The sequence below is a fragment of the Pseudomonas rhizozeae genome (assembly GCF_031583775.1).
In the GTDB taxonomy this organism is placed as follows: Bacteria; Pseudomonadota; Gammaproteobacteria; order Pseudomonadales; family Pseudomonadaceae; genus Aquipseudomonas.
Genome location: NZ_JAVLSB010000043.1, coordinates 84,135 through 107,328, shown reverse-complemented (window position 1 = coordinate 107,328; position 23,194 = coordinate 84,135). Strand labels below are relative to the sequence as shown.

The following is a 23,194-nucleotide window of genomic DNA, read 5'->3' as shown; positions in this document are numbered from 1 at the left end:
GCTCCAGTTTTTCAATAGATGACGCATCGCTGGAGCCGTGCATCTCTCCTCGATCGACCAAGACGAAGGCGTTCAAAACGTGCCTTCGGCAGGTACGGCCTTCGCCAGGCAAAAAACCTCGGGATATTACAACCTTAATGATTTGCATGGATTGCACCTGTTCGTCTGTGCGATCGCGACCAAGTGCTGGCATCTCCGTCTCTATTGCTTCGGCAAGCAGGCTCGCGATTTCTTAGCGACCGCGGACGACGACTCGTTTGCCACTGTCTTTCATGCGTAACCTGCTTTCAAAGCGAAGGCATTGAAAGAGGGTCGGCAAATGCTGGCCGAAGTGCTGACGATGACCAGCTTACAGGTTGTAAAGATTGACTAAGGTTCCTGTCTCTCGGACTTCTTCCGAAACTAACTCAGTGTTTCAAAAAACGAAATACTTTGTTCCGGTTTATGAGTGTTCTACTCAGGCACGTAACAAACGAGCATGTGAATGAGATCGCTCGTCTTATTGATAACGATGAGTGCTTGAACATTCGAGTGAAGAGCACAGGCCTGGCTTTGCTCCTGATGAATGATCCCGAAGCGCCGCTGTAGCGAGTCCGTCGGTAGCGACACGCTCGTTAAATATGGGCGTGGCGTATCTGCCTGGGTCTTTGAAGAATAGGTTAGTTGTGCAATGGATCGTTTTTACGAGATGCAAATATTCATCGCTGTCGCCGAGGAGGACGGATTTGCCGCTGCGGCCCGCCGGCTCAATATATCCCCGCCCACGGTGACGCGCGCCGTTGCGTCGATTGAGGAACGAATAGGCGCTCAGTTGTTGTCACGCTCTACGCGGAGCATGCATTTAAGTGAAGCAGGGTTGCGCTACCTTGAGGATTGCCGACGTATCTTGGCGGACATCGAAGAGGCGGAAGAAGCCGCTGCGGGAAGTTATTCCGTTCCTTGCGGCAATCTCACGCTAACGGCGCCCGTCATCTTCGGAGAGATGTTCGTGGCCCCGACGCTCGTCGAATATATGGACCGTTTTCCGGCGGTTACCCTTAACGCAATGTTAGTGGACCGCGTCGTGAATATGTCCGAGGAGGGCGTCGACGTCGGCGTTCGTATCGGTCATATGTACGACCCTGGGCAAGTGTCGGTGAAAGTCGGTGAGGTGAGTCTTGTAGTGTGTGCCTCCCCTCAGTATCTGGATCGAGTGGGACGGCCGCAGCATCCGCACGACCTGGCGGACTGCAACTTGGTCAGCTCGTCGGCGAGTCATCTGCTGCGCGACTGGCAATTCGTACACGATGACAAACCGCTGAGCTTCCAGCCTGCCCCTCAACTGATAGTTACCGACAATAAAGCGGCTATCAATATCGCCTGCCTGGGCTGGGGAGTGACTCGCGTTCTTTCCTATCAGGTCGACCACTTTCTCAAGTCCCATAAACTTGAGGTTGTCCTTCGCGATTTTCAGCCTGCACCACTTCCTATCCATATCGTTTACCAGAAAAGCGCCAGAGTGCCTGCGAAGACGCTGACGTTCGTGAGTTTTCTAGCGGATCGTCTATCGAGCAACCCGTCACTGCAGTTGTGATCACAAGTGAGTCGAGAGTATGGATCGCTATCGCGAAATGATGATATTCAGGGGCCTGCATGGATGCCGCAGCATCAGCATGTCCGCGAACCGGGCAGGGGTTGCCGTCACCACCCTCGTTCGTGCAATCGACCGGCTCGAAAGCAGATTGAAGGCACGCCTGATCATCCGCACCACTCGGGGCATCGAGTTTACCGAGGTGGGCGAGAGGTTCATGGAGGATGCCATCAGAATCCTCGACGAGGTCGAGCGGTTTGAATCGTCGGCGCGCAGTACGCAGAGCGTCGTCAAAGGGCGTCTGACCGTTATTGTTCCCGCGCTGTTCAGTAACTATGTGTATCCGGAGATCATCAGCGAGTACTCCAGACACCATCCGGAAATCACCGTGTTCACGCGTTTCACCGACCAGTATCCCGCTGTTTTGGAAGATGGAATCGATATTGCTTTACAGGTGGGCAGCCTACCCAGTTGTGCGTTGGTTGCGAGGCATGTAGGTCATGTTAAATCTCACATTTGTGGCAGCCCGCGCTACCTTCACAATTACGGCGAACCACAAGTGCCGGAAGAGCTGAGGACACATCGATTGATTGCCACGCAGGGGTACCGCGAGGATATCCGCTGGGCCTTTCAGTCGGCGGGCCAACCCATCAGTTTTAAAGCCACATCCCATCTCAGGTGCGCCACGACTCAGGCAGCGATCAACGCATCGTGTCAGGGGGCCGGCCTGTTGAGCTGTCCTAGTTTTGCGTTATTCAACTATCTTGATTCAGGGAAACTGCGCCGCACCCTCAGCGAATTCGAGTTGCCTGCCGCCCCTCTGCATTTGGTTTATCGCGAAGGTCTTAAAGCGTCACCAAGAGTTCGAAGTTTCGTCGACTACACGGTGTCCGCTCTTCGAGCGCATCCGGCATTACAACTCGCTACGCACTAAGCCTCGTTTCATACCCGAGTGCTCAGCAAAACCAGTGTGCCTTCAAGTTTTTCTGTGCGATCTGCCCGGCAACAGAGCTTCTACTGTTTCATAAACAGAAATGGTGGGTTTTGGGTTTTGAACGTTCCTCGTTCACCACTAACCAAGGAAGATGGTTCGGCATTACACAATCCTCGCTACGTCTAAGAACAAAGGAGCTGTCATGTCGAACCCTATCAAGTTGTATCGCCACGCTTTGTCGGGACATGCACATCGAGTTGAATTAATGCTTTCACTCCTGGGCCGTCCGGTAGAAATTATTGATGTCGATCTCGCCAACGGTGCCCACAAGTCCGCCGAATTCCTTGCTCTCAACTCATTCGGTCAAGTGCCGGTCATCGATGACAACGGCGCTATCCTTGCTGACTCCAACGCCATTATCGTTTACCTGGCGCGTCAGTATGGCGAGAGCCACTGGCTTCCTACCGACGCCGTCCAGCTGGCACAGGTGGTTCGCTGGTTATCCGTGGCCGCTGGGCCGATCAACAACGGGCCTGCCAGAGCGCGGTTGATCACTGTTTTCGGCGCCGGGTTCGATGCGAAGGATGCGATTGCCAAGTCCCATGCCTTGCTCCAGGTGCTTGAGAAAGAGCTCGCCCAGCGGGATTTCCTGGTCGGTAATGCGCCTACCGTTGCCGACGTCGCGGGCTATACCTATATCTCACACGCGCCAGAGGGCAACGTTTCCCTCGTGGACTATCCTTCGGTGCGGTCCTGGCTTGCTCGTATCGAAGCGCTGCCAGGTTTCCATCCGATGCGTCGCACGGCGGTCGGCCTGCAGCAAGCTTAACGTTTTACGGTGGATCACTTTTCCCCCGGTTACACATTGGCTGCCTCTTCGGGGACTCGTATCCGGCAAGGTGCTGCGGTGCCAGGTACGGGTGGAGACAGCTCGGGCGCAACGAAACGGCTGCGCCTCCGTTTTCACTTCCTATCAAGGTGACTGAGATGTCCAACGAAGAAAAACGCCTTCCTCTCCCTCCGTTCACTCGCGAAACCGCGTTATTGAAAGTGCGCCTCGCCGAGGATGGATGGAATACCCGTGATGCGGCGAAGGTGGCATTGGCCTACACGCTCGACACCAAGTGGCGCAATCGCGCGGAGTTCGCGTCCAACCGCGCAGAAGCCGAAGGATTTTTGACGCGCAAGTGGATCAAAGAGCTCGACTATCGACTGATCAAGGAGTTGTGGGCGTTCACAGATAACCGCATCGCCGTACGATATGCCTACGAGTGGCACGACGATTCCGGGAACTGGTTTCGGTCCTACGGCAATGAAAACTGGGAATTCGCAGAGAATGGCTTGATGGCGCACCGTTTCGCGTGCATCAACGACCTGCCTATCAAGGAGTCCGAGCGCCTGTTCCATTGGCCTCTAGGTCGCCGTCCAGATGACCACCCCGGCCTGTCGGAATTGGGCCTCTGAAGTAGCCGTCGAGGGAAGAGCGGATTGCTGATAAGGACATGTTACGAAGGAAGGTCTGCTACCACGCAGCCTGAGGTTATAAACAAGGGTCCTTCATGGACCCTTGTTTGTTGATGTCGCCGCGTACAACCGGGATGCTGGCCGGATGCACAGCAACCTCGGTGCGGCTGCCCGTGGCGATCTCGAAGGCCTGTGATCGCTCATGCCAACAACGAAGGCATCAGAGGTCAAGCACGAGTGGCGGACTGTCGGTGGCGGGCACTGCGCAGCACAGCAACACTTCGCCAGCGGGTACAGGATCCAGCGGCGGGGTGAGATAGTGCACCGCGCCTGCTGAAATACGTGTTTTGCATGTGCCGCAGGTGCCCGATCGGCAATTGAAATCCGGGCTCAGTCCTCGCGACTCGGCCAGCTCTAACAACGTGCCGACCTGCGGCTCCCAACGCGCTTCCTTCGCGGACTTCGCGAACAGCACCTTCACGGGCGTGGCCACGGAAGCCTGTTGCGAGGAGGGGGGCAAAGGGGCGGCCGAATCTCGCGTCAGCGTCGACACGCCGAATGCTTCGGCGTGAATACGGTCATCGGGAATGCGCATTGCCCTGAGCCCGTCATACAGCCCTTGGGTGAAACTGCCGGGGCCGCACACGTAGTAGTCGTAGTCATTCAGTGGCAACAGGGTTTTCAGCGTTTCAACGGTGATTCTTCCCGCTTGATCGAACTCCAGGCCCAGTGTCGTTCCTGCTTCAGGCTGGCTGAGGAAACGCTGGAGTTTTACTTTCTCACCGCCGCGCTCGACCAGTGTCGTCATTTCAGGACTGAAGGCCAGATCGGCCAAGGTGCGCGCTCCCTGCAACACCCATGTGGGCCTCATTCGGCCGATGCGCTGGCCTTGATAAATCACTTCTCTGAGCATCGACAGCATGGGCGTGATGCCGACACCGGCACCTATCAGTACCAGTGGGCGTCTGACCGAAGGTTCCACGGTAAAACCGCCTCGAGGACCACGGGTTTCGAGGGTGTCGCCTAGCTGGATGCAATCATGCAGATGCGAGGATACTGCGCCATCGCGCTTGACGCTGATGCGCAGGAAGTCGTCCGAAGGGGCACTGGAAAGGCTATAGGTGCGGATCAGCGGTGCGGCGATGTCGCCTTCACGACTGATGCGAATGGGCAGGTGCTGTCCTGCCTGGAAGGGCGGGAGACCCGCGTCGTCGACAGGCTGAAGATGAAAGGATCGGATCCCGGCGCTTTCATCCGCGATGTGCACCACACGAAGCGGGCGCCAGGAGTCGTGCAATGCTTGAGCTTGAAGCCGTTGAGCTGCCTGCTCCCAGTTGCCGGTCATCAGCGAGCTGGAAGAGTCGCCATCCTCGGCGATGGTCCAGCGCAGCGCCAGTGCTCGTTCGCGATAAACGATGCGTTGCGGGGTGAAACGCCATAAACGCTCGGCCCCCTGAAAAGCGGCGATTTCCGGACTGTCCAGCAGCACTTCAGTGCTGCCTGTCATCTGCAGCACGTCGCCGGTCTCGAAATCTGTGAACACCAGGCCGGCTTTCGGATTGAGCAACAGATTGCCCAACGTATTGAAAAACAGATTGCCGTTGAAATCCGGTATCAACAGCGTGCCATCGTCATCTTGGCGGACGAATCCGGGCCTGCCGCCGCGATGGGAAGCATCGACCTCACGGACACCGTCTCGCACGGTGTAGGAGGCGACGAAAAACGAATCGGCACGGCTGATCATCTCGTGGGCACGATCATTCAGCGCTTCGAGTTCATCGGCGGGCCCTGGAGGTTCGTCCACAAAATGAAACTCGCGCAGTTTGATGTAGCGCGGACAGTTGCCGTATGCCTGGGAAACGGCGATCTGAAAGCCATTGCTGTCAGCATTGCAAATCGTGCCGTTCATTCGGTTACGTCGGCGGGTGTGCAATTCAATGCCCAGTAGCCCGACGGCATTGCCATGCGCCATACCCACCTGAGCGGGATCGGCTGCCTGGAACGGCAGCGAAAGCGACAACAGGTCAGGCTCGGGGGAATGCATGAAACCTGGCTGGCCGGTGCGCAACGTCGCCCAGGGCTGGCCGCTGTCATCGACCGTGCCCAAGACCACAAAGGGTAATTGGGCATAAAATTCGCGGTGCTGATCGGGCATCCAGTCGCGTGCCATCTGGCGCTCACCCGGGCCGACCATCAACTCGACCGCGCCCACTGAACGCTGCAGTTGCAGTTCCCCATCGTGCCAAGGGGATCGGGTATCAGGCATGTTGCGTTCGCTCATGACGATCATCTCCTTGGGTGCCCTTGGCATTTGAAACATTGATAGGGTGGGCGGGTGAGGGTGGGTCGCCATATCTACCCGCATCGAGGACCGGATAAAAAGGCACACGCGGGTGGTAGGTGTGGACGCTATCGTCCGATTTTTCTGCCAGAGACGGAAGCCTCAAGCGATGCAACAAAGCATTTCACGACGTGAAACATTGCGGGTGCCCGATACGCGTAGCCTTTTTTACTTTTTAGCCTCCGTGAAACTACCCAGCAGGTTGCCGTAGAAGGGCAAGTGCACGCCCATGATTTGGGCGAGCGCCTGGCCGGTGACGTTACGCCAATCGGCTTGCATCTCTGCCGCAACGGCTACCCAGGTCATGGGCACGACACCGGCTTGAACCATGCGAGCGATTGCCACTTCCTGCACCAGTTTGCTCCAAGTGCCGGAGGCGTCGATGACAGCATAGACCTCGTACCCGGCCTTGACGGCCGACAGCGCAACGAACGTGACGCAAACCTCGGTCGACACGCCCGCCACGATCAGTTTCTTACGCCCGGTCTTCTCAACCGCACTGACGAATGCCTGATGGTCCCAGGCATTGATCTCGCCCGGGCGATGGATGACCGGGGCGTCGGGCAGTGTCTCGGTAATGATCGGTAACACCGGACCGTTCGGGCCATCCGCGGCACTGGTGGTGATGATGGCGGGCAGGTCGAAGGTTTTGGTCAGCTTGGCCAAGGCGGCTACCGCTGCCATGTATTCGGGAAGGCTTTGGTCCTGAACGCCATTGGATAGGCCGGTCTGGTGATCGACAAACACAATCGCGGCATTCTCAGCAGAGAGACGATCGTAGCTCATGGGCTTTCTCCTTGGGTTTTAATCGGCTTGATGCCGGTCAAACCGCCGAGTCGCTAACCTGTTCTCGACTCCTGCGAGTCGCGGTATCGCAACGGACGGCTCAGTTTCGAGGAGATCACTGTAATCGATGCAATAATCATCGATAAGATAGGCATATCACCCAAGACTGTTGCAGGACAGCACCAATGATCGACGATCTCAACGACCTGCAGTATTTTGTCCTCGTGGTCCGACATAAAGGGTTCACGGCCGCATCAAAGGTCGCGGGCGTGGAAAAGACTCGCTTGAGCCGAAGGGTGGCGGAACTGGAATCGCGGCTGGGCGTGCGTCTGCTCAATCGAACCACTCGCCACATCGCTTTGACCGAAGCAGGCGCGAATTTCTACGCGCAGTGCCTGACCGTGGTCGAAGGCGCCAATCTGGCTTTCGAGAGTATTGCCAATCTGCAGGTAGAGCCTGCGGGCATGGTCAGACTCAGTTGCCCCCAGGTCATGGCCGAGACCTATTTATTGCCGATCCTGCCGGCTTATCTGTTGACTCATCCGAAGGTGCGGCTGGAGCTCAACGCTACGGATCGAGAGGTCAATTTGATCGAGGAGGGGTTCGATCTGGCGTTGAGGGCTCGGCCACAGATTGAGGACTCGTCCGGGTTAGTCGCTCGAAGGCTGGGTGTGGCGCGGCGCGTGCTGGTCGCCAGCCCGGCATTTCTCGCTCGCTCTGGCCCGCTGCAGTCGCCGGAGGACCTCAAGGGTGTAGACACCATCTGCCGACCCGGAGATGTCCAGGAAGGGAAGGGCAGATGGTTTCTGGAAAGCATTACAGGGACCTGCCTCGTCACCCACACCCCACGCTTGCTTTCCGATGATCTCAGGATGCAATTGGAGACGTCGATCCAGAGCCTGGGCGTGGCACTCCTTCCGGAGCCGATCGCTTCGTCTGCGATCCAGCGCAAACAACTCGATCGAGTCCTCCCAGGCTGGGCGGGCGCCGAGCATGTCATTCATTTGTTGTATCCCAAACCCAAGGGCATGCTGCCCTCGGTGCGAAGCCTTATCGACTACCTCGCCATTCATTTACCCGCGAGCATTGAACAGTACGACGTCGTCATTTGAGCGGGCGGTCACTGGACGCGTCCTCGCTGCATCAGCGTCCCGGCGGACACAGTCGTTGCCCTGTTGAGGCGGTCAGGCGATGGAAGCCGGTATCACCCGGCCTCTCGCGTTGCCGTGCCGGCCGCCACTACGTACCCCAGGGTAACGGCTCGACGGCTATACCAGCGACGCCAATTGCGGCACCGTCTCGAACAAGTCCGCCACCAAGCCGTAATCGGCCACTTGGAAGATCGGCGCTTCTTCGTCCTTGTTGATCGCAACGATCACTTTGGAGTCTTTCATGCCGGCCAGGTGCTGGATCGCGCCGGAGATACCGACCGCGATGTACAGTTGCGGCGCAACGATTTTGCCGGTCTGGCCAACCTGCATGTCGTTCGGTACGAAACCGGCGTCGACTGCGGCGCGGGAAGCACCGACGGCAGCGCCCAGCTTGTCGGCCAGGGCGTACAGGTGTTTGAAGTTGTCGCCGTTCTGCATGCCGCGACCGCCGGAAACGACGATCTTGGCGGCGGTCAGTTCCGGACGATCGGACTTGGCCAGCTCTTCGCCGACGAAGCTGGAGATCGCCTTGTCGTGAGCCGCAGCCACTGCTTCAACGGCAGCGGACCCACCTTCAGCGGCAACCGGGTCGAAACCGGTGGCGCGCACGGTGATCACTTTGACCGAGGCGTTCGATTGCACAGTGGCGATGGCGTTACCGGCGTAGATCGGGCGCTTGAAAGTGTCAGCGCTTTCGACCGAGATGATCTCGGAGATCTGGTCCACGTCCAGTTGCGCAGCGACACGCGGCAGGATGTTTTTGCCGTTGGAGGTCGCGGCCGCCAGGATGTGGCTGTAGCCAGCGCCCAGCTCTGCCACCAGCGGAGCGACGTTTTCCGGCAACTGGTGAGCGTAGGCAGCGTTGTCGGCCGACAGGACTTTGCTCACGCCAGCGATTTTTGCCGCGGCTTCCGCCACGGCGCCAGCGCCTTGACCGGCGACCAGAACGTGGATATCGCCGCCGATTTTGGCAGCAGCAGCCACGGTGTTCAGCGTGGCCGGGGCCAGCACTTTGTTGCCCTGCTGGTCGGTTGAAAAGTCAGCGATGACCAAGATAGTCATTTAGATCACCTTTGCTTCGTTCTTGAGTTTTTCGACCAGTTCAGCCACCGACTTGACCTTGATACCCGCGCTGCGTGCCGCAGGCGCTTCGACTTTCACAAGCTTGTTGGTGGAGTCGGTGGAAACGCCCAAAGCGTCCGGAGTCAGCACTTCGAGCGGCTTCTTCTTGGCTTTCATGATGTTTGGCAGCGACGCGTAGCGCGGCTCGTTCAAACGCAGGTCGGTGGTGACGATGGCCGGCAGTTTCAGCGAAACGGTTTGCGCACCGCCGTCGATTTCGCGGGTCACGGCAACGCTGTCGCCCGAGACGTCGACTTTCGAGGCGAAGGTGCCCTGACCGTAGCCGCTCAGTGCGGCGAGCATCTGGCCGGTCTGGTTGTTGTCGCTGTCGATGGCTTGTTTGCCGAGGATCACCAGTTGCGGCTGTTCCTTGTCGACAACGGCCTTGAGCAGCTTGGCCACGGCCAGGGATGTCAGATCTTCAGCGGACTCGACGAGGATGGCGCGGTCGGCACCCAGAGCCAGCGCGGTGCGCAGTTGCTCTTGAGCGGTGGACGGGCCGATGGAGACGACGACGATTTCAGTCGCAACACGCCCTTCTTTGATCGAGAGTTCTTTCAGGCGTACGGCTTCTTCCACTGCGATTTCGCAGAACGGGTTCATCGACATCTTGACGTTGGCGAGGTCAACGCCGGAATTGTCCGCCTTGACGCGAACCTTGACGTTGTAGTCGACCACGCGCTTTATCGAGACCAAAACTCTCATACCGAGGTGTGCTCCAGGCAATGTTTACGCAATATCGACTGTCGGCATTGCTGCATCAGCAGGCCGCAGGGATACCTCCTGAGTTGCCCCCGCCGGTGGGCGTCGTGGGCGTACCGGCGCGGGCAACTCTTCATTGGTGTCTGTTGAATCAGATATTTCGAAGCGGTCAGCGGCCACCGTCACTTTCAGGCGAGGCAGACCCGGCGCTCAGGCCCAGAAACTGTCGAGCACGTGCCACCACTGGCGCGTCGACCATTTCACCATCGAGTTTGAAGGCGCCGCGACCGTCTGCCGCCTCGAGCACGCGACGCGCCCAGGCCAAGTCTTCCTCGCTCGGAGCCCATGCGCTGTGAACCACAGCGACCTGTTTGGGGTGGATGCATAACATGCCTGCAAAGCCCATGTTCCCGGCCGTGCGGGCGTAATGCAGCAAGCGCTCACTGTCTTCGATGTTCGCAAATACGCTTTCCAGGGGAGCTTCCAGACCGGCCAGTCGCGTCTGCACGAGCAACGCGTACCTGACCTGGTCGAACATGCGTTCTGCGCCGTAACTGGTGACGGTCAAGCCCAGGTCCAGCCCAAGGTCCAGCCTGCCATAGGTCAAGCGCACCACACCCGGCACGCGGGCCATGGCCGGCAAGTGATCCAGCCCGCGCGCACTCTCGATGATGGGGATCACCTGCTTACCGGTTGTCGCTACTCGCAGCAATTGCTCGGCGCTCTCGGCCTTGGGCAGGAAAATACCATCGACCCCCGGGTGCAGGCACATGTCGAGGTCCGCCTGATATTCGGCATGCCCAGCCGTGTTTACCCGAACCCATACACGGGCACTCGGGTTGTCGTTGAGAAAGGCATTGAGATTGGCGCGAGCCCTGGCCTTTTGCTGTTCTTCGACAGCGTCTTCAAAATCGACGATGACGACATCCGCGCCACTGACTAACGCCTTCGCGAAGCGTTCCGGACGATTGCCCGGAACGAAAAGAGCAGAACGCATCACTGGGTTTTGCATACGCCTGTTCCCTCAAAACGAACGTGGCAGCTCGAGCAGGTGCTCGGCGACATAGGAAAGAATCAGGTTGGTGGAAATCGGTGCGACCTGGTACAGACGCGTTTCGCGGAACTTGCGCTCGACGTCGTATTCGCAGGCAAAACCGAACCCGCCGTGGGTTTGCAGACAAGCATTGGCAGCTTCCCAGGACGCCTTGGCGGCCAGGTACTTGGCCATGTTCGCACTGGCACCGGCATTCAGCCCGCTGTCGTACTCTTCACAGGCTTTCCAGCGCATCAGGTCGGCAGCTTCGATCTCGATATGGGCTTCGGCAATCGGGAACTGCACGCCCTGGTTCTGGCCGATGGGGCGCCCGAATACCACGCGGTCGCGGGCATAGGCACTGGATTTTTCGGTAAACCAGCGACCATCGCCAATGCACTCGGCGGCGATCAGCGTACGTTCGGCATTGAGGCCGTCGAGGATGTAGCGGAAGCCCTTGCCTTCTTCTCCGATCAAGCTATCGGCTGGCAGTTCGAGGTTGTCGAAGAACAGTTCGTTGGTTTCGTGATTGACCATGTTAGCGATGGGTTGAACGGTCAGCCCCTTGCCAATCGTCTCGCGCAGGTCCACGAGGAAAATCGACATGCCTTCCGATTTTTTCGTCACTTCGGCCAGCGGCGTGGTTCGGGCCAGCAGGATCATCAGGTCCGAATGCTGGACGCGCGAGATCCACACCTTTTGGCCGTTGATCACGTACTTGTCGCCCTTGCGAACAGCGGTGGTCTTGATCTTCGTGGTGTCGGTACCGGTGGTAGGTTCGGTCACACCCATCGATTGCAGGCGCAGTTCGCCGCTGGCCAGTTTCGGCAGGTAATAACTTTTCTGAGCTTCGCTGCCGTGACGCAGCAGGGTGAACATGTTGTACATCTGGCCATGAATGGTGCCGGAGTTGCCGCCACAGTAGTTCACTTCTTCCAAAATCACCGAGGCTTCTGCCAGGCCAAGTCCGGAGCCGCCGTACGCTTCGGGGATCATGGCCGACAACCAGCCGGCCTGGGTCATGGCACTGACGAACGTTTCCGGAAAGCCCTTTTCTTCATCGATCTTGCGCCAGTAGGCAGCGTCGAATTCGGCGCACAGGGCGCGGACCCCTTCACGAATGGATTTGATGTCTTCGCTGTTGCGTTGGCTCATGGAGTGTTCCTCGGATGGGCGCCCGCTATCGAGGCGGCCGCGTTTTTATAGAGTCAGTCGAAATGCACTTCGGCGAGTTGGCACAGGCCGCTGGTGTTACCCGCCCACAGCTGGGCTTTACCAGAACCGGTTTGCCGACCACCGACCTGGAAGTCGTCTGGGGAGATCAGCGGGCGCAACCCGCGGAACGAGAAGCTGCGCACGCGGGCCAATGGATTGGCGCGCACGAACGCGGTCATGCTCAGGGTGGCGGTCAATGGGCCATGCACCACGAGGTCGGGATAGCCTTCGGCTTTGGTGACGTAGGGCCAATCGAAGTGAATGCGATGGGCGTTGAAGGTCAACGCCGAGTATCGGAACAGCAGCAGCGGGGTGGGGCTGACGCTCTCCTGCCATTGGTGCTCGGGCACCGGTTCGCCGTGGCCCAGTTTGGGAGGGCTCGGTTCGCGGTACACGATGTCCTGTTCTTCCGAAATGCACAGGTGTCCGTCCTGCCAGTACTCATGCTTGAGGGTGACGAACAGCAGCGAGCCGGTGTTGCCGTCCTTCTGTGTGATCTTTTCGATACGCGTCTTGCGCGTGGCTTCAGCACCGACGCGCAATGGCTCGATGAAAGTCAAGCGCCCGCCGGCCCACATCCGGTTGCGACCGTGGGCAGGCGGCATGAAGCTGCCCAGTGCCGGATGTCCATCCACCCCCAGGTCGCGGCTGTTGACGGGCTCGTTGAAGAAACACCAGTGCCACAGCCATGGCAGTTCTTCGCCGTGGCCTGGCGCCTCGACATCGAAGGTTGCGGCGATACGCTGGATCAGGTTGCGGCTGAGCTGGTCGTGTACCTCCTGGGTACGTCCCAGCCATTGGGATGGATCGAAACTGAGCATGTCTTGCATCCGCTGAAGTTGTGCGATGCATGATGCTAGGAGCTTGAGCAGAGGGGGAATTAGCTTTTGCGGAAGAGGGTATCAACCATGGGCTAAGAAGGTAGCCAGCGTCGAGCCGCGCTGCTTAAGCCAGCTGGAAGGCGGGCTTTCGCGATGCAAAATTGCCGACGCCTTCGAACACCGCCCATGCTGTCGGCATTGCCCACTCTATCGAGGTTTAGCTGCAATGAAAGATGCGCTGATCGTTTCACCCCTTCGCACGCCCATCGGCAAGTTTGGCGGCGCACTGGCCCCGCTCACCGCCGAGCAGCTGGCCGCCTTTATGATCAAGCAACTGATGGCGCACACCGCTGTGCCGGGGGACTCGCTCGACGAAGTCATCGTGGCGCAATCCTATTCATCCAGTGAGGCACCCTGCATCGGGCGTTACGCTGCCCTGTCCGCCGGCCTGCCAGTGCAAGTGCCGGGCTACACACTTGACCGTCGGTGCGGCTCCGGCCTGCAGGCAGTGATCGATGCGTCCATGCAGATTCAGACCGGTCGCGCAGAAGCGGTGCTGGTGGTGGGTGTGGAGAGCATGAGCAACATCGAGTACTACAGCACCGATATGCGCTGGGGTGCGCGGGCCGGCAGCGTTCGCTTTCACGACAGGCTTGAGCGTGGCCGCGAACGCTCGCAGCCGTCAGAGCGTTTCGGTCATATTTCAGGTATGCCGGAAACCGCAGACAATCTGGCCCAGGACTATGGCATCAGCCGCCAGGAGGCTGACGAATTTGCCGTGCGCAGTCATCACAAGGCGGCAGCCGCCTGGCGCGAGGGTCGTTTTGCTGATGAGGTTGTCGCGCTGGATGTTCCCGGCAAGCGCGGTAGTGTCACGCATGTCTCGATGGATGAGGGGATTCGTGAAGACGCCAGCCTCGAGAGCATGAAAGCCCTGCGCTTGATTCGGCCCGAAGGCGTCTGCACGGCGGGTAACTCCAGTCAACAGAATGATGCGGCCGCCGGTTGCCTGGTGGTGTCGGCCGACTATGCACAGCGGCATGGCCTGACGCCGATGGCACGTCTGGTTGACTGGGCGGCCGCAGGTTGTGAACCTTCGCGCATGGGCATCGGACCGGTCCCGGCCACTCGAAAGTTGCTGGCACGCACCGGGCTGAGCCTTGCCGATCTGGACCTGATCGAACTCAACGAGGCGTTCGCCGCCCAAGCGCTGGCCGTGCTCAAGGCCTGGGGGCTGGAGGATTACTCGCGGGTCAACGTCAACGGCTCGGGGATTTCCCTGGGGCACCCCATTGGCGCGACGGGCGTGCGGATCATGACCACGTTGTTGCATGAAATGCGCCGGCGCGAGGCGCGCTATGGTCTGGAAACGATGTGCATCGGTGGCGGCCAGGGCCTGGCGGCGTTGTTCGAACGCCTTTGAACCAAGTGGCCTGCTGCGCTGAGCGAATCGACTTAAGCGCCGCTTAAGGTGCTGTTAACGAGATTCGAACTGCGCAGTCGCTGCCCGCGACGGATAATCCGGAAAAACTTGCGGCACAGCCGCGATCTAACAATAAGCCTTGAGGTGCAGTGCCATGATGCAGTCCCGCATGATCGGAGACATCAAAGTAACCCGGATTCTTGAGTACGCGGGGCCAACCCATGATCCGGCTTTTTTGTTCCCAGGCATGGAGGAGGGCGTACTGCAACAGCATCGGGAGCTAATGGCGCCGAACCACTGGATCGAGCACATGAATAAATTGCTGGTCACCATTCAGTTCTGGGTGGTGCACGCAGGCAGCAACATTATCGTGATCGATACCGGGGTGGGTAACCTCAAGCCTCGTCCGGGCATCGCTCGCATGAACATGCTCAATACCCTGGTCAAGGAATGGATGACCGCCGCCGGCGCGCCACCTGAAAAAGTTACCCATGTGGTCATCACGCATCTCCATTCGGACCATGTGGGCTGGAACACCACATGGCAGGACGGGCGCTGGGTGCCGACCTTCCCCAATGCGCGTTACTACTTGCCCAAGGATGACTTCGATTTCTGCCATCAGGGCAAAAACAAAGAGGCCGGTGTGATCGACGTGTTTGGCGAGTCCTTCTTCGACAGCGTGATGCCGATTGTCAATGAAGGGCTCGCAGAGATGATGCTCCCAGGGGAAGAAATCGCCGATTGCCTGGTGGTGGAGGCGGCGCCCGGGCACAGTCCTGGCCAAGTCGCGTTCCGTGTGCGCTCGCAGGGCCAGGAGGGGATCTTCTGCGGCGACATACTGCACAGCCCGATTCAGATCGTGCGTCCTGATATCAACTCCGGGTACTGCATCTGGGAAGACGTCGCTCGTCGCACCCGCATGGCGTTCCTCAACACCGCAGCCGACCGCGAGGCGTTGATCATGCCCGTGCATTTCGGCGAGCCGCATTGCGGTTTTATCCGTCGTCAGGGTGATGGTTTCGTCTTTGAGCCCTCGCATTGGCAATGACGTTTTCCGGTTCGCCATGCGTGAACGATAGCTGCGGTCGGTTCGGTCGCAGCCATGATGAATGCCACTAGGCAGACTCAATGTACTGTGAGTACAGTAAGTCTCACTTGGCAGGAACCGTCCCACCATGGCGATGCATTTCGATATCACCGATTTCCGCTTATTCATCAACATTGCGGAAACCAGCAGTCTTACCCGCGGCTCCGAGCGCTCTTTCCTTTCGGTGCCTGCGACCAGCAACCGCATCAAGAATCTGGAAGAACACCTCGGCGTGCGTCTGCTCGAACGCTCGCCTCAGGGGGTGACCCTGACCAACGCCGGCAAGACCTATCTGCAACATGCGCGGGTCATCCTGTCCCAGCTGGAAATGCTCACGGGCGATCTTCAGCAGTACACCGACGGGCTCAAGGGGCAGCTGCGTCTACAGGCCAACACCACCGCAATCACGGAATACCTGCCACCGGTGGTGGGCGACTATTTGACCAGCCATCCGGATGTGCATATCGACATGCGCGAACGGCTCAGCGATGACATCGTGCGTGCCGTGCGCGAGGGCAGCACCGATCTGGGCATCGTGTCCGGCAGCGTGGTCACCGATGGTCTGCAAAGTGTGCCGCTGGTTTCCAGTCGTTTGATGGTAATCGCACCGCTGGATCATCCGATCCTGCTGCGCCCCGAGGTGTTCTTCAAGGAAACCCTGCAGTACGCCTTCGTGTCACTGCTCGAAGGCAGCGCCATCAACGTATTTCTCAGTCGCGCCGCGGCCGCGCTGCATCTGCCGCTGACGATTCGCGTGCAGGTCGCAAGCTCCGACGCCATCTTCCGCATGGTTGAAGCCGGCGCGGGCATTGCGATTGTGCCGCAGGCCAGTTACGACCGACTCAAAGGTCGGCAGGGCATCGGCGCCTGCCAATTACTCGACCCTTGGGCGGTGCGGACTTTCCAGCTGTGCGCTCAGGATTTCGATGGTCTCTCGACCTTTGCCCGTGAGTTTGCCGACTCACTGATCGAGCGCTATCGCACGGTCTGACTGTCCTTCGATTGCTCCCCTGAACCATGTCCGCACCTTGGTGCAGTGGCATGGTTTTGCCTGCGCGTCCCTGGCCGCTGGCAGCCATTAATCGAACGTTAATCCGCCCTTTCGAAGTCCGAAATTGTGGGCCATGGGCCGCACTGGCAAGCTGATTCCAACGCGGGGTAGCGCCTTGCACGGCTTGCCAGACTCCGGCCTGGCCCCAAGAACGAGAAAGGATGTAGAGCGATGATTAACAAGCTGTTGTCCAGCGCGATCGATGCACTGGCAGACATTCCCGACGGGGCTGTTATTGCCGTGGGCGGTTTCGGCGGCGCAGGCATGCCTGACGACCTCATTCAGGCATTGATCGCCCAGGGTGCGAGCAACCTGACGCTGGTCAGCAACAATGCCGGGCAGGGCGATACCGGTTTAGCCGCACTGCTTAAGGCGGGTCGTGTGCGACGGATCCTGTGCTCATACCCTCGGATGACCGGCTCTCATGTGTTCGAAACGCTCTACCACGCCGGAAAGATCGAGCTGGAAATCGTCCCGCAGGGCAATCTGGCCGAGCGCCTGCGCGCAGCAGGCTGTGGCATCGGCGGCTTCTACACGCCCACGGGTTTCGGCACGTTGCTGGCCGAAGGCAAGGAGACCCGCAACATCGATGGACGTAACTACGTCCTGGAGTACCCCATCCACGTTGACTACGCGCTGATCAATGCCGAGGAAGGCGATCGCTGGGGCAACCTGGCCTATCGCAAAACCGCACGCAATTTCAGTCCGATCATGGCCATGGCCTCGCGCAACACGATCGCCTCGGTCGGGCGTGTGGTGGAACTCGGTGAGCTTGATCCCGAGCGGATCATCACCCCCGGTATCTTCGTCAAATACATTGTCCAGCGCACCGATGTGGCGCCGGCACAGCTGCAGGTGGGATGAACGATATGGACAAAGACACTCGCAATGCAATGGCTGCCCGCGTCGCCCGAGACATCCCCGAGGGTGCTTATGTCAACCTGGGGATCGGCTTACCGACACTGGTGGCCAACCATCTTCCGCCGGACAAAGACATATTCCTGCACAGCGAGAACGGCGTGCTGGGGCGCTGGGTGGCGGCGCCGGCCGGTGAGGAGGACTGGGACATGATCAACGCCGGCAAGGAGCCGATTCAGCCACTGCCCGGCGTTGCGTTTTTTCACCATGCCGACTCTTTCGGAATGATGCGCGGCGGTCACTTGGATATCTGCGTGCTGGGTGCTTTCCAGGTGGCGGCCAACGGCGACCTGGCTAACTGGCACACCGGTGCCAGGGACGGCATTCCGGCTGTCGGTGGAGCGATGGACCTGGCGATCGGGGCCAAGCGCATTTTTGTCATGATGGATCACCTGAACAAGGACGGGCAGAGCAAGTTCTTGTCCAGCTGTACGTATCCGCTCACCGGTCTGGGGTGTGTCAGCCGGGTCTACACCGACTTGGCCACGCTGGAATTGACCGGCAGTGGTGTGCTGGTGCTGGAACTGGTCGGCGACACGACCGCCGAGCAGTTGCAGGCGCTGACGCCAGTACCCTTGGACTTCTCTGCCGTTGCCTCTGCATTGGCGGCCGGGGCTTAAGCGTTGAACCGGCCACTGCACGCATCGAGACTGTATTGGGATCAGCGCGATCTGACCGAGTTGCTGGCACTGGACGCGGATGGACAACATCGATACCGCAGTCATGCCTGTGAGCTGGATGCCGATGGACGGGTGCACGGCGGGCAGTTGATCGCCCAGGCACTTTGGGCGGCGGCGCAAAGCGCAGGCGGGTATAGCCCCAGCATGTTGCAGAGCACCTTTTTGCATGACGCGGACCCGCGAGGCGCCGTTGAGTACAGTGTGGAGGTGCTGCAGGACGATCGGTGCTTATCCAATCGACACGTTTATGCAGTGCAAGGCACCGGCCTGGTGCTGAGCGCCAATGCATCCTTCCGGCAACCCAGTGCCGCCAGCGGCCGGGTCCATCATCTGGACCGGCAAATGCCGGTGCCGGAGGCGCTGCCGACATTGGCCGAGCTGGCTGTGATGGATCCGCAGTCTGGCGAGGGGATGCGGTTGCGCATGATCGACCACCCCGTGCTGGATGTGCGCCCGATCCCCCTGCCATTGCAATGCGAGTGGCCGGCCGAACACGGCGAAACGGCTTTCTGGGTGCGGTTGAAGCACGCGCTGCCGGGTGAGGGCTGTTTGCACCACGCAGCCCTGGCCTACATGTCTGACTGCCGACTGGCTCGATGGTCGGTTCCCTCGGCAATGGCGACACAGGCGTCGCCGCACTGTCGCGTCAGCAACCTCAATCACACGCTGTGGTTCCACAGCCCGGCCATCGATGCCAATGACTGGCTGCTGTTTTTGAGTGATCCGGTGCTTAGCCTGTCAGGTCGAAACCTGGTCAATACGCGCATCTACCAACGCTACGGCCGCCTGGTCGCGAGTAGGGTGCAGGACCTCTGGGTAGAGGCGGCGACCGAATGACAGGGTGTTCGGTATTGCGAAAGAGGGGCTTCCACAAGTGTAAATGGGCAGCCGGGAAAAACTTCCTCATGCTGCAAATGCACGATCACAGTGGCGACGCAGCCTCGACACGACGATTTAGCGGCTCAACGCAGCCATGAGCAGACCGCCAATAACAATAAGGAAAGTCAACATGTTCGATTGGTACAGAAAAGGCTCGCCTCGCGAACGCAAGACATTCTGGGCTTGCTACTCCGGTTGGGCGCTGGATTCCTACGACATGCAGATGTTCAGTTTTCTGTTGCCGACAATCATTGCCCTGTGGGGGCTGACTAAAGCCGAGGCAGGCATGGTCGGTACCGCGGCGCTGTTGTCGGCGGCCGTCGGCGGCTGGATTGCGGGCATCCTCAGTGACCGGCATGGTCGTGTGCGCATCCTGATTTTTTCAATCGTCTGGTTCACTTTTTTTGGTGTGCTGGCGGGCTTCGCGCAGAACTTCGAACAGTTGTTGATCGCTCGAACCCTGCAAGGCTTCGGCTTTGGCGGGGAATGGGCAGTGGGCGCCGCACTGATGGCTGAAGTGATCAAGCCCAAACACCGTGGTCGCGCAATGGGTTTCGTGCAATCAGGCTTTTCGCTGGGCTGGGCGGCAGCGGTGATTATCATCACCGTGATTCTCAGTCAGTTCCCAGCCGAATTGGCATGGCGCGTGGCGTTCTGGTTCGGTGTGATCCCGGCGCTGGTCGTGCTGTTCATTCGCCGCCACGTCACTGACTCCGACGCGTTCGTCAACGCTGCTGCAAGCAAGGCGCCCAAGGCATCGGTCTGGACGGTGTTCAAGCCGCAGTACATCAGGCTCACCCTGTTATCCAGCGTGCTGGTGGTCGGTCTGCAGGCCGGCAGCTATGTGATTCTGGTGTGGATACCGTCCTTGCTCAAGGACCGAGGTGTGGAGTCCGGTTCCTTGATCGCAACCATTCTGGTCATGGCGGTGGGCTGCTTCGCCGGGTTTGCCAGCACCGCGTATCTGGCCGACAGGCTGGGGCGACGCCCAACGCTGATCGCGCTGTCGCTGATGTCCTGGATCGTCACCGTCACCTACATGATGATTCCACTCAATCCATGGGTCAGCCATGTCATGGGCTTCCTGGTTGGGTTTGCCGCCATCGGCATGTATGCGGCGCTGGGACCGTTCCTCAGCGAGCTGTTCCCGACCCCTGTGCGCACTACCTGCATGGGCTTTTCCTACAATGTCGGCAAGTCCCTGGGGGCGACCGCGATTACCGGCGTCGGCCTGCTGTCGGTCCACGTCGGCCTGGCCCAAGCCATCGGCGTGTTCTGCCTGGGGGCTTATGCAATCTCCGTCGTGGCCCTGCTGTTGCTACCGGAAACCAAGGGCATCAGCATTGAGGTGCTGGACGCGCAAGATCCGGACGCTGACGCGGCCAGCACTGCCAATTCCACAACGCCGAAGACCGCCTGAGCGCCAGTCTTCAGCCATTCATCGAGGTCCCCATGATTCGTATTCTTTACCTGTTGGTTAAACCGGAAAGCATGAGCCACGAGCAGTTTCGCAAAGAGTGCGTGGTGCATTTCCAGATGTCCGCCGGCATGCCGGGATTGCACAAATACGAAGTGAGACTGGTTGCCGGCAACCCTACCGACACCCACGTCCCGTACCTGGATGTTGGTCGCATCGATGCGATCGGTGAATGCTGGTTCGCCAGCGAGGAGCAGTATCAGGTCTATATGGACTCTGATATCCGCAAGGCCTGGTTCGAACATGGCAAATATTTCATCGGCCAGCTCAAGCCTTTCGTCACCGAAGAGCTGGTTTGAGATTTCGCGTCGCCGATAGCGAGGCGCTCGTTCAACAACAATATCGTGGAGTTCAACATGCTGTATTGCGTAGAAATGACCGTCAGTATTCCCCGTGACATTCCGCTGGACGAAGTGGAGCGAATCAAGGCGTCGGAAAAGGCGCGGGCCATCGAAATTCAGGAGTCCGGCAAGTGGCCGCACCTGTGGCGCGTCGTGGGTGAGTATTCGAACATCAGCATCTTTGACGTTGCTGGCAACGATGAACTGCACAGCCTGCTGTCCAGCCTGCCGCTGTTTCCGTTCATGAAAATCAAAGTCACGCCGCTGGCCAAGCACCCGTCGTCGATTTTCTGATCGTCGCGGCGGCCCGCCACGGGCCGCCCGTTTCCATTTGAGCCCTGTCTGCCTTGGGTCCTGTACCACAGGGCCCGGCTCGCTATTGCCAGGGTTTTTCCATGCCTCTCGAATTACACGCCCACGCACCGGAACTCTCCAGCCTGATCCGCCCTGGAGACACGGTGCTATGGGGACAAGCGAATGCGGAGCCGCTGACCCTGACGCGCGCGCTCATGGCCCAGCGTCATGATTTCCAGCGTATCCGCGTGCTGTTGGGCATTACTAACAGTGATACCTGTCGGCCCGAGCATGCCGATGCCGTGGACTTTCTCGCCTATTGCGGTGCCGGTGCCAATCGCGCCCTGGCTGACGCCGGCGTGCTGGATATCCTGGCGTGCCATTACTCGGAAATGGCGTCGCAGTTGAGCTCGGGGAAGTTGCGAGTCGATGTCCTGATGCTGCAGCTGTCGCCGGCGGACGCCAACGGCCGGCACAGTCTGAGCCTGGCCAGCGAATACTTGCTCTGCGCGCTGGAGCAAGCGACCGTGGTGATCGGCGAGGTTAATCAGCAGGCCCCTTTTACCTACGGTGAGCGCACCCTTGGGCTGGATGAACTGGATGCGGTGGTCTACACAGACCGGCCGCCCCTGGCCAGCGAAAGCGCGAGCATTCGTGAGGTGGACATGAAAATTGCCCGACTTATCGCCGGCCTGGTCGAAGACGGCTCGACCCTGCAGACGGGCATCGGTGCCATACCGGATGCCGTGCTCAGTGCATTGGATGACCACCATAACCTGGGTGTCCATTCGGGCAGCATCGGCGACGGTGTCATGCGCCTGATGCAAAGCGGTGTGATCAATAATTCACGCAAGAGCAGGGACCCCTGGCTCAGCGTGGGCGGCGTGCTGATCGGCAGCCAGGCACTGGCGCAATTCGCCCATCGCAACCGGTCTATCCATATGCGCTCCAGCGCCTATACCCACGACGCTCAGGTTCTGGCCAGCATGGATCGTCTGGTGGCGATCAACTCGGCGGTGGAGGTCGACCTGACCGGACAAGTCAACTCCGAGGTTGCGGCAGGCAGTTACCTGGGAGCCGTGGGAGGCTCACTGGACTTCATCCGGGGCGCCCATCGTTCCCGGGGCGGGTTGCCAATCATCGCGCTGCCGTCGAGCGCTCGCAGCCACAGTCGAATCGTCGCCCGCCTGAAGGGCCCGGTCACCATTCCCCGTAGTGATGCCGGGATCATCGTCACCGAATTCGGTGTGGCCGATCTGCGTGGGCTGACCCTGAAGCAAAGGCTCGACAAGATGCTGAGCATCGCCGCCCCGCAGCACCGGGCGGAACTGGAAGCGGCATGGGCGAGGGAAGGAACTGCGGGGTATTGAATAGGGGCGGCAGCGCGTGATTGTTGCGCTGGTGCAACGCGCTTTGGTGAATTTGCCGTATTGCGGTATCGCCGCGCCGAAAATAGAGTCGGACTGAGAAAACAACAACAAAATCGAGGATGGTTGCATGAGTTACGCAATGAAAGCGATGTTCGACTGCATCGACAGAAAAAACATCGAGGGCTTCCTGAGTTATCTGGCGGACGATGTCGAATTCCGATTCGGCAATGCGCCGAAGTTGGTCGGCAAAGCCGCCATCGAGCAGGGTGTCAGCGCCTTCTACTCGCAGATTGAAACCCTTGAACATGTCATGACCGGGGTTTGGGTCCACGATGACGTGACCCTTCTTGAATTCGACAGCTACTACACCCGGCACGATGGCCTGACCGTCGGCGTACCGTGCTGCGTGGTACTGCGTTTCAACGTCGATCGGCTGATCAGGGATTACCGGATCAACATCGACCTGTCCCCGGTGTTCACGAGTGCGCCTGACAGCTATCTGATCCGCGCATCGGTCTAGTTCTCAATGGCGCAG

At 59.3% G+C, this 23,194-nt stretch carries 23 protein-coding genes; 16 read left to right on the top strand and 7 right to left on the bottom strand.

From position 1 onward, the window contains the following. Positions 1-670: 670 nt before the first annotated feature. The 4 genes from RG836_RS13830 to RG836_RS13815 all read left to right on the top strand — a co-directional run bounded on the left by RG836_RS13830 (position 671) and on the right by RG836_RS13815 (position 3,968). Positions 671-1,573: a LysR family transcriptional regulator gene (locus tag RG836_RS13830; RefSeq protein ID WP_310846256.1), complete on the top strand. Its 903-nt coding sequence runs from the start codon at positions 671-673 to the stop codon at positions 1,571-1,573. 19 nt (positions 1,574-1,592) lie between these two features. Beyond that, positions 1,593-2,504, top strand: a complete 912-nt coding sequence (locus tag RG836_RS13825) for a LysR substrate-binding domain-containing protein (RefSeq protein ID WP_310846253.1) — start codon at positions 1,593-1,595, stop codon at positions 2,502-2,504. 202 nt (positions 2,505-2,706) lie between these two features. Beyond that, positions 2,707-3,333, top strand: coding sequence for a glutathione S-transferase family protein (locus tag RG836_RS13820; protein ID WP_310846252.1), 627 nt, complete (start codon positions 2,707-2,709; stop codon positions 3,331-3,333). A 158-nt stretch (positions 3,334-3,491) separates the two neighbouring features. After that, complete coding sequence (locus RG836_RS13815) at positions 3,492-3,968, top strand: nuclear transport factor 2 family protein (RefSeq protein WP_310846249.1); 477 nt, start codon at positions 3,492-3,494, stop codon at positions 3,966-3,968. Positions 3,969-4,188: 220 nt separating this feature from the next. Here the strand turns inward: RG836_RS13815 and RG836_RS13810 are convergent, their stop codons facing one another. Then, the gene (locus tag RG836_RS13810) at positions 4,189-6,249 is read right to left on the bottom strand and encodes a 2Fe-2S iron-sulfur cluster-binding protein (protein ID WP_310846247.1); all 2,061 of its coding nucleotides are present in this window, start codon (positions 6,247-6,249) and stop codon (positions 4,189-4,191) included. A 228-nt stretch (positions 6,250-6,477) separates the two neighbouring features. Further along, positions 6,478-7,095, bottom strand: a complete 618-nt coding sequence (locus RG836_RS13805; protein ID WP_310846245.1) for an isochorismatase family protein — start codon at positions 7,093-7,095, stop codon at positions 6,478-6,480. 185 nt (positions 7,096-7,280) lie between these two features. Here RG836_RS13805 and RG836_RS13800 point away from each other — a divergent pair, with 185 nt between their 5' ends. Then, positions 7,281-8,207, top strand: coding sequence for a LysR family transcriptional regulator (locus RG836_RS13800; protein WP_310846242.1), 927 nt, complete (start codon positions 7,281-7,283; stop codon positions 8,205-8,207). A 156-nt stretch (positions 8,208-8,363) separates the two neighbouring features. Here the strand turns inward: RG836_RS13800 and RG836_RS13795 are convergent, their stop codons facing one another. From RG836_RS13795 to RG836_RS13775, 5 genes are all read right to left on the bottom strand, one after another. Then, positions 8,364-9,308, bottom strand: coding sequence for an electron transfer flavoprotein subunit alpha/FixB family protein (locus RG836_RS13795; RefSeq protein ID WP_310846239.1), 945 nt, complete (start codon positions 9,306-9,308; stop codon positions 8,364-8,366). Next, positions 9,309-10,073 (bottom strand): electron transfer flavoprotein subunit beta/FixA family protein, encoded by a 765-nt coding sequence (locus RG836_RS13790; RefSeq protein WP_310846235.1) that lies wholly within the window; start codon positions 10,071-10,073, stop codon positions 9,309-9,311. It lies immediately after the preceding gene. A 166-nt stretch (positions 10,074-10,239) separates the two neighbouring features. Then, entirely contained in the window at positions 10,240-11,082 is an 843-nt protein-coding gene (locus RG836_RS13785) for an HpcH/HpaI aldolase/citrate lyase family protein (protein ID WP_310846232.1), read from the bottom strand. Positions 11,083-11,094: 12 nt separating this feature from the next. Next, complete coding sequence (locus tag RG836_RS13780; protein WP_310846230.1) at positions 11,095-12,258, bottom strand: acyl-CoA dehydrogenase family protein; 1,164 nt, start codon at positions 12,256-12,258, stop codon at positions 11,095-11,097. A gap of 53 nt (positions 12,259-12,311) precedes the next feature. After that, the gene (locus RG836_RS13775) at positions 12,312-13,139 is read right to left on the bottom strand and encodes an HTD2 family dehydratase (protein WP_310846227.1); all 828 of its coding nucleotides are present in this window, start codon (positions 13,137-13,139) and stop codon (positions 12,312-12,314) included. 226 nt (positions 13,140-13,365) lie between these two features. Here RG836_RS13775 and RG836_RS13770 point away from each other — a divergent pair, with 226 nt between their 5' ends. From RG836_RS13770 to RG836_RS13720, 11 genes are all read left to right on the top strand, one after another. Then, positions 13,366-14,562 (top strand): acetyl-CoA C-acetyltransferase, encoded by a 1,197-nt coding sequence (locus RG836_RS13770; protein ID WP_310846225.1) that lies wholly within the window; start codon positions 13,366-13,368, stop codon positions 14,560-14,562. Positions 14,563-14,716: 154 nt separating this feature from the next. Continuing rightward, positions 14,717-15,610: an MBL fold metallo-hydrolase gene (locus tag RG836_RS13765; protein ID WP_310846223.1), complete on the top strand. Its 894-nt coding sequence runs from the start codon at positions 14,717-14,719 to the stop codon at positions 15,608-15,610. A 127-nt stretch (positions 15,611-15,737) separates the two neighbouring features. Next, positions 15,738-16,640: a LysR family transcriptional regulator gene (locus tag RG836_RS13760; protein WP_310846221.1), complete on the top strand. Its 903-nt coding sequence runs from the start codon at positions 15,738-15,740 to the stop codon at positions 16,638-16,640. A gap of 231 nt (positions 16,641-16,871) precedes the next feature. After that, positions 16,872-17,564 carry a 3-oxoacid CoA-transferase subunit A gene (locus RG836_RS13755; RefSeq protein WP_310846218.1) on the top strand — a complete coding sequence of 231 codons (693 nt, stop codon included), beginning with the start codon at positions 16,872-16,874 and terminating at the stop codon, positions 17,562-17,564. Next, on the top strand, positions 17,561-18,238 hold the full coding sequence (locus tag RG836_RS13750) for a 3-oxoacid CoA-transferase subunit B (protein WP_310846215.1): 678 nt from the start codon (positions 17,561-17,563) through the stop codon (positions 18,236-18,238). The genes RG836_RS13755 and RG836_RS13750 overlap by 4 nt, the downstream gene beginning before the upstream one ends. A 3-nt stretch (positions 18,239-18,241) precedes the next feature. After that, positions 18,242-19,135, top strand: a complete 894-nt coding sequence (locus RG836_RS13745) for an acyl-CoA thioesterase (RefSeq protein WP_310846212.1) — start codon at positions 18,242-18,244, stop codon at positions 19,133-19,135. A 172-nt stretch (positions 19,136-19,307) separates the two neighbouring features. Continuing rightward, a complete protein-coding gene (locus RG836_RS13740; protein ID WP_310846209.1) occupies positions 19,308-20,597 on the top strand; it encodes an MFS transporter in 1,290 nt (429 codons plus the stop codon). A 32-nt stretch (positions 20,598-20,629) separates the two neighbouring features. After that, the gene (mmlI, locus tag RG836_RS13735; RefSeq protein WP_310846206.1) at positions 20,630-20,953 is read left to right on the top strand and encodes a 4-carboxymethyl-4-methylbutenolide mutase MmlI; all 324 of its coding nucleotides are present in this window, start codon (positions 20,630-20,632) and stop codon (positions 20,951-20,953) included. Positions 20,954-21,010: 57 nt separating this feature from the next. Further along, entirely contained in the window at positions 21,011-21,289 is a 279-nt protein-coding gene (gene catC, locus RG836_RS13730) for a muconolactone Delta-isomerase (RefSeq protein ID WP_310846202.1), read from the top strand. 101 nt (positions 21,290-21,390) lie between these two features. Then, positions 21,391-22,659: an acetyl-CoA hydrolase/transferase family protein gene (locus tag RG836_RS13725; RefSeq protein ID WP_310846198.1), complete on the top strand. Its 1,269-nt coding sequence runs from the start codon at positions 21,391-21,393 to the stop codon at positions 22,657-22,659. Between the two features lie 127 nt (positions 22,660-22,786). Next, entirely contained in the window at positions 22,787-23,179 is a 393-nt protein-coding gene (locus RG836_RS13720; protein ID WP_310846196.1) for a nuclear transport factor 2 family protein, read from the top strand. The last annotated feature ends 15 nt before the right edge of the window (positions 23,180-23,194 follow it).

Bases quoted from the DNA above. Each gene is read 5' to 3' on its own strand.
- RG836_RS13760 (WP_310846221.1), top strand. From the start codon at position 15,738: ATGGCGATGCATTTCGATATCACCGATTTCCGCTTATTCATCAACATT.
- RG836_RS13830 (WP_310846256.1), top strand. From the start codon at position 671: ATGGATCGTTTTTACGAGATGCAAATATTCATCGCTGTCGCCGAGGAG.
- RG836_RS13765 (WP_310846223.1), top strand. From the start codon at position 14,717: ATGATGCAGTCCCGCATGATCGGAGACATCAAAGTAACCCGGATTCTT.
- catC (WP_310846202.1), top strand. From the start codon at position 21,011: ATGCTGTATTGCGTAGAAATGACCGTCAGTATTCCCCGTGACATTCCG.
- RG836_RS13740 (WP_310846209.1), top strand. From the start codon at position 19,308: ATGTTCGATTGGTACAGAAAAGGCTCGCCTCGCGAACGCAAGACATTC.
- RG836_RS13800 (WP_310846242.1), top strand. From the start codon at position 7,281: ATGATCGACGATCTCAACGACCTGCAGTATTTTGTCCTCGTGGTCCGA.
- RG836_RS13825 (WP_310846253.1), top strand. From the start codon at position 1,593: ATGGATCGCTATCGCGAAATGATGATATTCAGGGGCCTGCATGGATGC.
- RG836_RS13785 (WP_310846232.1), bottom strand. From the start codon at position 11,082: ATGCAAAACCCAGTGATGCGTTCTGCTCTTTTCGTTCCGGGCAATCGT.
- RG836_RS13750 (WP_310846215.1), top strand. From the start codon at position 17,561: ATGAACGATATGGACAAAGACACTCGCAATGCAATGGCTGCCCGCGTC.
- RG836_RS13790 (WP_310846235.1), bottom strand. From the start codon at position 10,073: ATGAGAGTTTTGGTCTCGATAAAGCGCGTGGTCGACTACAACGTCAAG.
- RG836_RS13815 (WP_310846249.1), top strand. From the start codon at position 3,492: ATGTCCAACGAAGAAAAACGCCTTCCTCTCCCTCCGTTCACTCGCGAA.
- RG836_RS13775 (WP_310846227.1), bottom strand. From the start codon at position 13,139: ATGCTCAGTTTCGATCCATCCCAATGGCTGGGACGTACCCAGGAGGTA.
- RG836_RS13795 (WP_310846239.1), bottom strand. From the start codon at position 9,308: ATGACTATCTTGGTCATCGCTGACTTTTCAACCGACCAGCAGGGCAAC.
- RG836_RS13720 (WP_310846196.1), top strand. From the start codon at position 22,787: ATGAGTTACGCAATGAAAGCGATGTTCGACTGCATCGACAGAAAAAAC.
- RG836_RS13725 (WP_310846198.1), top strand. From the start codon at position 21,391: ATGCCTCTCGAATTACACGCCCACGCACCGGAACTCTCCAGCCTGATC.
- RG836_RS13805 (WP_310846245.1), bottom strand. From the start codon at position 7,095: ATGAGCTACGATCGTCTCTCTGCTGAGAATGCCGCGATTGTGTTTGTC.
- RG836_RS13820 (WP_310846252.1), top strand. From the start codon at position 2,707: ATGTCGAACCCTATCAAGTTGTATCGCCACGCTTTGTCGGGACATGCA.
- RG836_RS13755 (WP_310846218.1), top strand. From the start codon at position 16,872: ATGATTAACAAGCTGTTGTCCAGCGCGATCGATGCACTGGCAGACATT.
- RG836_RS13770 (WP_310846225.1), top strand. From the start codon at position 13,366: ATGAAAGATGCGCTGATCGTTTCACCCCTTCGCACGCCCATCGGCAAG.
- RG836_RS13780 (WP_310846230.1), bottom strand. From the start codon at position 12,258: ATGAGCCAACGCAACAGCGAAGACATCAAATCCATTCGTGAAGGGGTC.
- mmlI (WP_310846206.1), top strand. From the start codon at position 20,630: ATGATTCGTATTCTTTACCTGTTGGTTAAACCGGAAAGCATGAGCCAC.
- RG836_RS13810 (WP_310846247.1), bottom strand. From the start codon at position 6,249: ATGAGCGAACGCAACATGCCTGATACCCGATCCCCTTGGCACGATGGG.